This window comes from Streptomyces sp. NPDC020192, from assembly GCF_044388685.1.
Taxonomy (GTDB): Bacteria; Actinomycetota; Actinomycetes; order Streptomycetales; family Streptomycetaceae; genus Streptomyces.
In genome coordinates, this window is record NZ_JBIRXG010000002.1 from 534,914 (window position 1) to 545,843 (window position 10,930).

Annotated in this window: 10 protein-coding genes; 3 read left to right on the forward strand and 7 right to left on the reverse strand. The window is 70.3% G+C overall.

Annotated elements, in window-relative coordinates; genetic code table 11:
- Positions 1 to 14 precede the first annotated feature (14 nt).
- Together ACH47Z_RS07015 and ACH47Z_RS07020 are read right to left on the reverse strand one after the other, a co-directional pair.
- A complete protein-coding gene (locus ACH47Z_RS07015) occupies positions 15 to 1,232 on the reverse strand; it encodes a PP2C family protein-serine/threonine phosphatase (protein WP_399071325.1) in 1,218 nt (405 codons plus the stop codon).
- 97 nt (positions 1,233 to 1,329) lie between these two features.
- Entirely contained in the window at positions 1,330 to 1,788 is a 459-nt protein-coding gene (locus ACH47Z_RS07020; RefSeq protein WP_399071327.1) for a MarR family winged helix-turn-helix transcriptional regulator, read from the reverse strand.
- A 68-nt stretch (positions 1,789 to 1,856) separates the two neighbouring features.
- Between ACH47Z_RS07020 and ACH47Z_RS07025 the strand changes: the two genes are divergently transcribed.
- Both ACH47Z_RS07025 and ACH47Z_RS07030 read left to right on the forward strand, forming a co-directional pair.
- Positions 1,857 to 2,267 (forward strand): hypothetical protein, encoded by a 411-nt coding sequence (locus tag ACH47Z_RS07025; protein ID WP_399071328.1) that lies wholly within the window; start codon positions 1,857 to 1,859, stop codon positions 2,265 to 2,267.
- Positions 2,264 to 3,850 carry a multicopper oxidase family protein gene (locus ACH47Z_RS07030; RefSeq protein ID WP_399071330.1) on the forward strand — a complete coding sequence of 529 codons (1,587 nt, stop codon included), beginning with the start codon at positions 2,264 to 2,266 and terminating at the stop codon, positions 3,848 to 3,850. The genes ACH47Z_RS07025 and ACH47Z_RS07030 overlap by 4 nt, the downstream gene beginning before the upstream one ends.
- Positions 3,851 to 3,891: 41 nt before the next feature.
- Here ACH47Z_RS07030 and ACH47Z_RS07035 read toward each other — a convergent pair whose 3' ends face one another.
- The 4 genes from ACH47Z_RS07035 to ACH47Z_RS07050 form a co-directional block, all read right to left on the reverse strand.
- Positions 3,892 to 4,800 carry a poly-gamma-glutamate hydrolase family protein gene (locus ACH47Z_RS07035; RefSeq protein ID WP_399071332.1) on the reverse strand — a complete coding sequence of 303 codons (909 nt, stop codon included), beginning with the start codon at positions 4,798 to 4,800 and terminating at the stop codon, positions 3,892 to 3,894.
- Positions 4,801 to 4,876: 76 nt separating this feature from the next.
- Entirely contained in the window at positions 4,877 to 6,223 is a 1,347-nt protein-coding gene (locus ACH47Z_RS07040; protein ID WP_399071399.1) for an ABC transporter ATP-binding protein, read from the reverse strand.
- A 292-nt stretch (positions 6,224 to 6,515) separates the two neighbouring features.
- Positions 6,516 to 7,358: a nuclear transport factor 2 family protein gene (locus tag ACH47Z_RS07045; RefSeq protein ID WP_399071334.1), complete on the reverse strand. Its 843-nt coding sequence runs from the start codon at positions 7,356 to 7,358 to the stop codon at positions 6,516 to 6,518.
- A 13-nt stretch (positions 7,359 to 7,371) separates the two neighbouring features.
- Positions 7,372 to 8,790, reverse strand: coding sequence for an NAD(P)/FAD-dependent oxidoreductase (locus ACH47Z_RS07050; RefSeq protein ID WP_399071336.1), 1,419 nt, complete (start codon positions 8,788 to 8,790; stop codon positions 7,372 to 7,374).
- 195 nt (positions 8,791 to 8,985) lie between these two features.
- On the opposite strand from ACH47Z_RS07050, the gene ACH47Z_RS07055 reads away from it, so the two are divergent.
- Positions 8,986 to 9,354, forward strand: a complete 369-nt coding sequence (locus ACH47Z_RS07055) for an SRPBCC domain-containing protein (RefSeq protein WP_399071339.1) — start codon at positions 8,986 to 8,988, stop codon at positions 9,352 to 9,354.
- A gap of 79 nt (positions 9,355 to 9,433) precedes the next feature.
- Here ACH47Z_RS07055 and ACH47Z_RS07060 read toward each other — a convergent pair.
- Positions 9,434 to 10,930 (reverse strand): alpha/beta fold hydrolase (locus tag ACH47Z_RS07060; protein WP_399071342.1); only part of this gene is annotated, 1,497 nt, incomplete at its 5' end.

Genomic DNA, 10,930 nt, shown 5'->3' on the forward strand with positions numbered 1-10,930 from the left:
GGTCGTGCCGATGTTCAGATGGCCGGCGGTGGCACCGGGCGCCATTCGAAGAGCAGGATCGTCAGGTCGTCCCGCAGCTGGTTGCGCTGGTGGTCGAGGACGGCGTGGATGAGCAGCCGCAGCACCTCGGCGGGGCGCTGGCCGGCGGCGTTGGAGCGGATGATGAAGTCGGTGAACCGGTCGAGGCCGAACTCCGCACCGTCCGCGTCGCGGGCCTCCACGACACCGTCGGTGTAGAGCAGGACGCAATCACCCGGTTCCAGTACCGTCTCGTGGACCTGCCGGGCTGCCGGGGCGAGTGGGCCGGCCAGGCCGATCGGCGGCTGCGGGGGACTGTCCAGCGCCCCGGCGAGCACCCGCTCGGCACGGATGAGCAGCGGTGGGGGGTGGCCGCAATTGACCCAGCGCAGCACTCCGGTCTCGGCATCGAACCGGCACAGCACGCCGGTGCAGAAATGGTCGGGCAGCCATTGGGCGAGCGCCTGGTCGACGGCGCCGACGACGTCGGCCAGGGCGCCGCCGCTGCGGCGCGCGTTCCGTGCCGCCGCCATGGCGACCGACGTGCTCAGACCGGCGGCCAGATCGTGACCCATGGAGTCGAGGATCATGGTGTGCAGCACGTTCTTGACCACCGAGTGGTCGAAGGCGTCGCCGGCGATGTCGTAGGCCGGCTCCAGGACCGCGGTCGAGACACACCTGCGGCTGCCGACGGTGTGGGGTGGCAGAAAGGCCCGCAGCATCTCGGCGGGCAGCCCCATGGGCAGGGTGCGGGTGCGGCCGGCGAGCCAGTCGCTGTAGGCGCGCTTGGAGGTGATCAGCATGGCGAAGAGATGGGCCAGCATCCGGCTGCGGCGCATCCACACCTCGTCGGGCGAGGCGGCCCGCACCGCCAGCACGCCCAGCCGTTCCGCACCGTCGATCAGAGGCATCCAGACCGTCACGCCGTCGTCGGCGTTGACGACCCGCGGGGAAATGGTGCGGTACGCCCAGCCGGCCGGCGAGCGGTCCACCGGCAGCGGCTGCACGGTCTCGCCCAACGGGATGAGCAGCCGTTGTTGCAGGTCGACCAGGTAGATCAGCGCGGAGTCCAGGCCGAGCGCGGAGGCGCACCGGTCCGCCAGATCGGGCAGTTCGAACGGCAGGGCCGTCTGCGCCTCGGTGATCAGCTCTTCCAGCCGATTCTCGTCGACGGCGGTCGCGGGACCAATGGACCCCTGCGATGGGTCCGACACGGGGATCACCCCTTCCGTGCCCAGTCTCACACCGCTGCCGTCCTCTCTCACATCAGGCACGACTGCGGCGAGGGCGAAAGGGACGGCCAGGGACCAACTAGGTTTCCGGGGTGGCGGTGACGAAGCGTTCCAGGAGCACACACAGCAGTTCCTGGTCGTCTTCCTCCATGCGGTCGAGGAGCCGGGCGCCCACCTCGTGGCTGATCCGTGAGGCGTCGGCGAACAGCGCCCTGCCCTCGTCGGTCATCTCCACCGCGTAGGCGCGCCGGTCGGCGGGGGAGGGCCGCCGCAGGGCCAGGCCGCGAGCCTCCAGGTCGTCGACCGTGCGCACCATGGCGGACTTGTCGCTGCCGGTGAGATCGATGAGCTGTCGCTGGCTGAGCGGCCCGTGCATGCCGAGATTGAGCAGGACGCCGTAGTGCCGGCCCTCGATGCCGAGTGGGCGCAGAGCCTCGGCGAACGTCCGGGCGGCACGGCGTTGGGCGAGACGGAGCAGTGGGCCGATGCGCGCAGGGCCGGTGCCGAGCGCGGGGGAAGGAAGGTCGGGCGCGTTCATCAGCTCCCAGCATAGGGCAGGCCGAGATTGGTTTTACCGGGATAGTCTCATGTGGCACTATCCCGACTATGCCTAATTCGATGGTTCGGCCCTGGACCCTTGCGGTCTTCCGGGCCGTGGTGACCTGCGAGGCCGCACTCGCACTCGGCCAGGCCGTGCTGGCCGGCAGCTTTCTGTCCGGTCACTACGGAGCCCTTGACCTGCACGCCCTCAACGCCACGGCCACCGGGCTGACCGCGGTGGCCCAGATAGCGGCCGCGGTGCTGCTGTGGCGGCCCGGCGGGGGGCCGGGCTGGCCGGTCCTGGCCGGTGTCGCGCTCTTCGGCGCGGAGGCCGGACAGATCGCCATGGGGTATGGACGCGTGCTCGCCGTTCACGTCCCGCTGGGTGTGGCGATCATCGCCTGCACCTTCCTCATGCTCGTCTGGGCCTGGCGCCCGGCAGCAGGCCCGAACGTTGCCGTTGAGGAGCGCGCATGACCGGGGGCATCGCCAGACGTCGCCTGCTCGCCGCTGCCGCCCTGGGCGGCAGTGCACTCACCGCAGGCGGATGGGCCATGGCCGGAGGGTCGCTGACGCCGGGTCAGCCAGGGCTGCTGCTGCGCAGCCAGACAGCCCTGCCACGGCCGTACGCGGTGCCGCTGCCCGTCCCGCCGGTACTCGCGCCGATGCGATCCAGCGGCACGACGGATGTGTACGAAATCGTCCAGCAGGCGGTGCGTCTGCGGATCCTTCCCGGGCTTGAGACCACCGCCTGGACGTATGGCGGTACCTTCCCCGGGCCGACGCTGGTCTCCCGTTCCGGCCGCAGGACGGTGGTACGGCACCGCAACGAACTGCCGCACCCGACCGTGGTCCATCTGCACGGCGGTCACACCCCCTACGGCAGCGACGGCTATCCGACCGCGCTGATCCTGCCGCGCAACGGCACGCACCCCCACGCCGACGGCATGGCAGGGATGCCGGGCATGTCCGGGGTGGCCGGTCCACGGGACGACGTCGCCGTCGAGCGGACGTACACGTATCCGATGGAGCAACGGGCCACCACCCTCTGGTACCACGACCACCGCATGGGCTTCACCGGCCCGAACGTCTGGCACGGTCTCGCCGGCTTCCACCTCGTCCACGACGACGAGGAAGAGGCACTGCCCCTGCCCCGCGGTGAGCGGGACATCCCCTTGATGATCGCCGACCGGGCCTTCGCCGCCGACGGGTCCTTCCGGTACCCCGCCCTGGACGCGGCCCAGCACACACCCGGTGTCACCGGCCCGTACATGGACGGCGTCCTCGGCGACGTCCTCCTCGTCAACGGGGCACCCTGGCCGGTGCTGGAGACACAACGGCTGCGCTACCGCCTGCGTCTGCTCAACGCCTCCAACGCCCGCCGCTACCGTCTGGCACTCGACCCCCCACCACCGGGCGGCGGGGGTCTCGTCCAGATCGGCGGCGACGGCGGCCTGCTGGAAAGGCCGCTCGCGCACGACACCCTGGACGTCGCCCCGGCCGAACGCTTCGACGTGATCGTCGACTTCTCCCGCTACCGGCCCGGCACCCGGGTGCGCCTGGTGAACCGGCTGGGCAGCGGCAGCACGGCGGACGTCATGCGCTTCGACGTCTCCACCGCCCGGCCACCGGCCGACGACTCACGCATACCGGAGCGGCTGTCCGCGATACCCGCGCCGCGGCCGGAGCGGGCAGCGGTCATCCGAACGTTCCACTTCCAGCGGCGGGCCGGATCCACCGGCTGGGCCATCAACGGCCGCCCCTACGAGCCCGGCAGACCCCTGGCCACCGTCCGGCTCGGCACCACCGAACTGTGGCGGTTCGTCACCGACTTCCACCACCCCGTCCACCTCCACCTCAACCACTTCCGGGTCACCGCACGCAACGGCCGTTCACCCGGCCCCTACGACGCGGGCTGGAAGGACACCGTGGACCTGCGCCCCGCCGAATCCGTGGAGATCCTCACCCGCTTCACCGACTACCCGGGCCGGTTCATGCTGCACTGCCACAACCTCGAGCACGAGGACATGGCCATGATGGCCGACTTCGTCACGGAGTGAACGAGCCCGCACTTGGTGAACCGGAACCTGACGAAGCGCAACTAGAGGGAGTCGAGGCCGAGTTCGTGGTTCTTGATCGCCTCGCGGACGGCGCTCACGAAAGCGTTCCAGAAGTGGTCGGCGTAGGGGTTGTCGGCGCTCGGCACGCCGGCTGTCGTCCTGCGCTTGGCCGCGCCGGAGAAGTCACCGAACATCGCCTGGCGCAGCGCCGTGGACAGCTCCAGCTGGGCGCCGGCGCCGGTGCGCGTGCGATTGACGATGTTGGCCGGGTCGTCGCCGTTGATGGGGTCTGTGGTGCCCGCGAAGACCACGGTCACGTTCCAGTCGGCGTTGGTCGTGGGGGAGGCCAGACCGTACTTCGTGAAGGCCGCCTGGAGGTTGCGCTTGAGCCGCTCGTCCCGACCGCCGATGATGATCTTCTTCACGGTCGTGTCGTCGAAGCCGTGCAGGGCGAGGGCGTACAGGTTGCCGGTGCAGACGGCGAGGGCGGCCGGGTCGTCGCAGTGGGTGGAAGTGACGTGCTGCGCGGTGGAATTGGCCAGGGCCTCGAACATCCAGTAGTCCCGCTGCGGCTCTCCGGGCACCGCCGCGCTCGCCGGGTCGGTGTTGGTGTCGAAGGGCGTGTAACCGGCGACGGCCATGCACAGCTCGCTCGTACCCGCCTCGATCCCGCCGCCGTGCGGCGCGATCACCGCCGTACTGCTGACGGGGCTGCTCGTGCTCCGGGCGTTGTCCGTGACCTGTACCGGCGCCCCGATACGGAACCGGCGCACCCAGTCGGTTCCCTCCTTGGCCGCGGTACGGGTGTACAGCTCGGTGTTGGACGCGTACTGGTCGGCTGCCGCGGCCGGCGTGGCGCCGCTGCCCATCACCGCATTGAGGGTGGGCAGGCCGGCGGCGATGGCGGCCACGGAAGCGAGAACGGTGCGTCTGCTGCTGTTGTTGTTCACAAGGCGATCTTGCACCATGGCCCAACTGGCCCCCGGCGGGCCCCTTCTGGGCATGACAACCGGACACCGCCGGGTGTCAGGCCACCTGCCCGCCGTGCAGGGCGGTGTATGCGTCGCCCCGGCGCAGGAGTTCCTCGTGCGTGCCGATCTCGCGAATGCGGCCGTCGTCCATCACCACGATGCGGTCGGCGCCGCGCACGGTGGAAAGGCGGTGGGCGACGACGAAGGTGGTACGGGCGCGCAGCAGGCGGGCCAGCGCCTCCTGGACGAGTGCCTCGGAGCGGGTGTCCAGCGCCGAGGTGGCCTCGTCGAGCACGAGGACGCGGGGGTCGCGGATCAACGCCCGTGCGATGGCGAGGCGTTGGCGCTGCCCGCCGGAGAGCCGGGCCGCCACGGCCGGGCGGCCGGCGTCTTCGTAGGCGTAGCCGACCCGCTCGAACGTGACCGCGCCGCGGACGGCGGTGACCTCCTTCCTGCCCTCGTTGTCCTCCAGTTCGGGCGCCTGGAGCACCTCGCCGACCGAACGCACCGACTCCAGCCCCTTGGTGATGACGGGGGCCAGGCTCGTCAGTGTGGTCGTGGAGTTGGTGAGCGTGGTCAGGAAGGCGCTGAGCATGACGACATCGCCGGGTGTCACGCCCCAGACGCCGTAGTACGACACGAGCGCCGCAGTGGTGAGCACGGCGACGCCGATGACGTTGAGGACCACCCAGGCCAGGGAACCGAAGCGGCCGTTGACCAGATCCAGGCGCATCCCGGAGGTGAGCAGCCGGCGCAGAGTGCCGTCCATGCGGCGCAGCGCCTTGCCCTCCAGGCCGTGGGCGCGGGTGACGGGGATGAGCCGGGTCATCTCGGTCACCCGCGAGGACAGGGTCTCGACCTCGTGCCGGAAGTGCTCGTTGTGGGAGCGCAGCCGGGACCTCAGCCGGGCCACGAGCAGGGTCGCGGTGGGTACCACGACGAGGAAGACGGGCAGGAACTCCGGTGTGCGGACGGCGATGATGACCAGTCCGCCGGCCAGCACGGTCAGAGCGCCCAGGCCCTGCTCCGCGGCCTGCTGGACCATCTGCTCGACGGTCTCGACGTCACGCACGACCTTGGCCTGCAGGACGCCGGCGCTGACCCGGGAGTGGTAGCCGATGGACAGCTGCTGCATGCGGGTGCACAGCGCGGAGCGCAGGGTGGTGCGCATGCGGCGGACGCTGCCGTAGAGCAGCCGGACGTACAGCACGTGCAAGGGGTAGTTGACCAGCAGGATCACCGTGATGACCGCGGTGGCCGTCCACAGCCGGGAGATCGGCTGGTGCTGGACGACCGTGTCGATGACGGACGCGGTGATCAGCGGCAGCAGCCAGATGGGGCTGTGCTTGACGGTGAACACACCGACCGCCACGGAAAGTTGGCGGCGGTCGGCGCGCAGCAGATAGGCGAGCGGAAGTCAGGCTTGACCGCCCACGCTCAGCCGGTCGAGGGACAAAGGCGTTCAACCTGGCCGGCCTGCAGACCGGCGCCCCTTCCGCGGTCAGAGAGTTCGAGGCTGTGCAGCCGACCGAGCCGGCTGCTCCAGGTTCCCCCGGTGCCGGGCCAACGTCCTCCCGCCTGCGCCCGTGAGCCGCCGTCACCGTCATCGATGTCGGCCACGGCGACTGTGCGACCACGGACGACACCTGCCACCGCCGTCGCGGCTTACTTATCACGCACACCGCGTCCCAGCGTCACGGGCCGAGCAGTGAGACGTCCGTCGCTCCCCAGTAGGCGCGCATCTCGTCGATGAGGCCGTCGGTGTCCACGCCGATCACCATCACGTACTCGATGCCGATACGGGCCCGGTCCGGGTCGGCCGGAGTCGGCAGGGTCATGAGATGGTGGCGGGCGAGCAGCGGGCCCGAGGGCAGGTAGTCCATCGTCGCGGAGACCGTGACGGCCGCGTGGCGCCCGTCCTGGCCGGCGACCGTGAACCCGGCCGCCTCATGGACGTTGCTGCCCACGGCCATCGTGGCGTGCGCGCGCAGCGCCTCGAGGCCTGTCCGGGTCCAGGAGCCGACGGGGTCCTCGAAACGGATGCGGGGCGAGTACAGCTTGAGCAGGCCGTCCACGTCACCGTCGTTGATGCACAGACAGTGCTGGCGGGCCAGCTCCTTGCGGCGCTCCTCGTCGGATGCGGGGCCGGCGGGCCACGTCGAGTCCGACCTGCCCCACATGACGCGCAGCTCCTGGATCAGGCCGTCCTCGGTCACGTCGAGAATGCCCATCACCTGTGTCCGCATCCGTCGCTCCGGCGGCAGCCCCGGGGCGCCCACCGTGACGGTCGCCGGGAGCACGACGGAACGGCCGTCGTGAGCCGCGTACGGGCGGCCCGGCTCCTCCTGAAGGGCGCCGCGCAACGCTGGGGCCAGCCGGGCGCCGATGGCCTCGCGACCGGTTACCGGCTCGCTGCCCAGCGGGTCGACGAGCCGCGCATCGTGTGCGAACAGCTCCAGCACGCCGCCCAGTTCACCGGCGTTCACGCGACGGCAGTACTCCAGGGCCAGATCCTTGCGCACCGACTCCGCAGGCATGTCCCGTCCCCCCTCAGGCCGTCACGTCGGCGCCGGACGCCAGCCGAGCCACTTCATCGGCGTGCAGTGGCGGCTCGGTGAGCGCCGGTGTCTCCGGGCCGCGCCGGAGCGCCGCCATGACCTCGGGAGTCTGCATGCTCGCCATGGACGCCGAGAGGGTGTTGAGGGCGACCGCGGCCTGGTTGACCGCGCGGTTGCGGGTCGCGGTGAGACCCACGAGGTCGGTGACGCGCTGCCGCTCGCCGGCGTGGCGGGTCAGCCGCGGGTCCGTGGTCCGGGTCCGGCACCCCGGATAGCCGATGTCGTGCGAGGTGGCCAGCACCCAGGCGTCGTCCACGGCCAGGGCGATCGCACGCTGTGCCGCGCGTGCCAGGCCCGGCCGGAAGGGTTGCTCCCGGAGCTGTTTCTCCAGCGCCAGCACGCTGTGAGCCGCCGCGCTCATCCCGTGCCCGTAGACCGGGTTGAAGGCGGCCACCGCGTCCCCGAGGACCACCAGACCCTCGGGCCAGGAAGGCAACCGCTCGTAGTGCAGTCGTCGGTTGACCGTGGAACGGGACCGCTCCACCGAGGTCAGCGGCCGTGCCTTGGCGATGAGATCGCCCACCAGCGGATGGCGGACGCCGTCCCGCGCGAACCTCACGAAGCCCTCGTCGTCGGCGGGCGGTTCGCCCCCGCGGGTCCCGGAGACCGTGACGATCCAGCGGCCGTCCTCGATCGGCATCAGCACCGCGTTGCACCCGGGCCGGCCCGCCCGATGGTCGGCATGCACGCTGACCAGCGGGAAGTTCACCACCGCGGCTTCCGGCGCGCGAAAGATCCGGGTGGCGTACACCATCCCCGAGTCGACGAACTCCTCCTCGGGCGCCGGCACTCCCAGCTCGGCCAGCAGCCGTTTCAACGAGGAACCGCGGCCGGTCGTGTCGACGACCAGATCGGCCGGCAGCTGCCGCTCCTCGCCCGACTCACCGTCCCGCACGCGTACGCCCGTGACCCGGCCCGCGTCTCCGAGCAGCGCGACAACCTCTGTCTTCTCGACCAGGGCGATGCGTTTGTCCCGCAAGGCCTGCTCGCGTACCGTCCAGTCCAGGAGCGCACGACTGCACGCGATCATGAACTGGGCCTCGGGGAACCGGTGTTGCCAGCCGTACGCGGTGAAGGACACCTGACCGTCGGGAATTCCGATGCGATGCGCTCCGGCGGCGAGCAGCCGGTCCGTGGTACCGGGCAGCAGCTCCTCGACGATCCGGGCGCCACCGGACCAGAGAATGTGTGCGTGCCGGGCCTGTGGAACTCCCTTGCGCAGCTGCGGTCCCGAGGGAAACTCGTCCCGGTCGATCACGGTCACCGAGCCGACATGACGGGCCAGCATCGAGGAGACGAGAATTCCGGCCATGCCACCGCCCAAAACCACGGCGCTTCGGGTACTGGTCATCGGTTCACGCGATCCTTTCCCGTGGCGAGGAATCGACCGACACCGTACTCCGGGACCGGGTTCGGTGAAGAGGTGAATTCCCGCAACCATGCATGAATAGGGGAGGGTAGGGGTGCCGGTAAGGGTTACCGCGGCACGTCGGGGCTGAGTAGCGTGGCAGCGGCAGCGACGTGTCGTCCGACAGGGAGGAATCACATGAGTGATACGCGGGAAATGCTCATCTCGGCCCCGGTGGAGCAGGTGTGGGCGGTCCTCACCGAGGACAAGTACCTGAACCAGTGGTTCGGCGAGGCCGACACGGAGATGGACCTGCGTCCCGGCGGAAAGATGGTGTTCCGCTTCAAGAACGGCGGTGTGTTCTCCGCCACCATCGAGGGGATCGAGCCCCCCAGGTATTTCGCCTACCGCGTGCTGACGGTGCCCACCGAGGCGGCACCCGACGACACCAACTCCCGGCTCATCGAATTCACCCTCACCGCCGACGGCCCGGACCGCACACGACTCGGGCTCGCGGAAAGCAACTCCCACCTTGACGGAATCAAGCGGGTCGCTGAATCCATTTGATCGATACGTCCGAGTAATCAAGGGCTCTTCGGTACCAGGAAACGGTACCGAAGAGCCCTTTCTCCTGCGTGTCCCATTCCTACTCGAGGGTGTCGAGCCAGTCCTCCACCGCACGGGCACAAGCCCCGGCATGGGCGCTCTCGAGCATCGTGAAGTGATTTCCCGGGACTTCGACGACCGTGGTGCCCGGCCGCCACACGGCCCGCCAACCGGGATCCGCGGCGGAACCGGTCAGCGGCTCGGCCGGGCGCAGCAGCAGGGTGGGCACATCGCGTGGAGCGACGGCGAAGTCCAGGCTGAAGTACTTCGCCCGCGCGGTGACCCAGGCATCGCCCGCGCCGTCGTCCTCGGAGCCCGTCGAGGTGTCGCGCTCCAGCAGCATCTCGTTGATCACCGGCAGCCACTCCGGCGACCCGAGCCCGTCTCCGGACTCCCACCACGGCGTGTCGATGAGCACGAGCCCCGCCGGCGCCTCTCCGGTCTCCTCCAGATGGGCCGCCACCGCCGCGGCGACATAGCCGCCCGAGGAGTGACCGAGCAGTACGCACCGCCGCTCCCCAACAGCCCCGCGCACCACCGCGGCCTGTGCTCGGGCCAGCGCCTTGGCCGAAGCGGGCAACGGCTCCCCGGGCCGGAACCCGGGCAACCCCGCCACCGAGATGTCCCGCCCGTCCCCCAACTCCCTTGCGAGCGCCAGATACTGCTGGAAGTCCGGCTTCCACACGAAAGACGGGAAGCACACCACAGCCGGCCTCCTGTCACCATGACCGAGCCTGACGACACCCGGCGACTGCGCCTCGTCCAACTCCCCCTCGAACGTCCGCCGGTACTCGGCGAGACGCAGCGCGAGATGGTGGGCCTCGGCGAAGTCGCCCTGACCACAGGCCCGGACGAACAGGTCAGAGAGGGAGTCCGCGGCGGTCGCCCGTTCGACCGGGTGCACCACAGTCGGGGCCGCGTCCAGTGCCTCGACCAGATACTCGGCGAGGGCGTGGGTCGTCGGATGCTCGAAGACCGCCACGGCGGGGATGGCCAGGCCGGTGAACTCGCCCAGCCGCCTGCGCAGTTCGACGGCCGTCAGGGAGTCGATGCCCAGCTTGATGAAGGGCGTCGACGCGTCCACCTCCTCGCAGTCGGCGAAGCCCAGGACCAGAGCGATCGTCTCGCGAACCAGTTCCTCCGCCGCGTCCAGCCGTTCGCCCGCGGACAGGCCGTCGATCCGTTCGGCGAAGGCGGGTTGCACGCCATCGGCCTCAAAAGGGGTCGGACGTACGGAGACTGCGGAGGTGCCGGGGGTGGCGTCCAGCCAGTAGTGCTGGTGGTCGAAGGGGTACGTGGGGAGGTCGAGGGGGCGGCCGGTGGTGGTGGGCCAGGTGACGGGGGTGCCGTGGGTCCAGAGCTCGGCGAGGGCTGTGCGCAGAGCCTCCGGCTCGGGGGTGTTCTTGCGGAGGACGGCGGTGGCCTGTGTGTGTTCGAGCGTCGTGCGGGCGAGGGCGGTGAGGGTGGTGTCGGGGCCGAGTTCGAGGAGGGTGGTGACGCCGTTTTGCGAGAGGTGGTGGAGGCTGTCGGTGAAGCG

Excerpts from the sequence above, each read along its gene's own strand:
- ACH47Z_RS07050 (WP_399071336.1), bottom strand. The coding sequence starts at position 8,790 with ATGACCAGTACCCGAAGCGCCGTGGTTTTGGGCGGTGGCATGGCCGGA.
- ACH47Z_RS07055 (WP_399071339.1), top strand. The coding sequence starts at position 8,986 with ATGAGTGATACGCGGGAAATGCTCATCTCGGCCCCGGTGGAGCAGGTG.
- ACH47Z_RS07020 (WP_399071327.1), bottom strand. The coding sequence starts at position 1,788 with ATGAACGCGCCCGACCTTCCTTCCCCCGCGCTCGGCACCGGCCCTGCG.
- ACH47Z_RS07045 (WP_399071334.1), bottom strand. The coding sequence starts at position 7,358 with ATGCCTGCGGAGTCGGTGCGCAAGGATCTGGCCCTGGAGTACTGCCGT.
- ACH47Z_RS07025 (WP_399071328.1), top strand. The coding sequence starts at position 1,857 with ATGCCTAATTCGATGGTTCGGCCCTGGACCCTTGCGGTCTTCCGGGCC.
- ACH47Z_RS07030 (WP_399071330.1), top strand. The coding sequence starts at position 2,264 with ATGACCGGGGGCATCGCCAGACGTCGCCTGCTCGCCGCTGCCGCCCTG.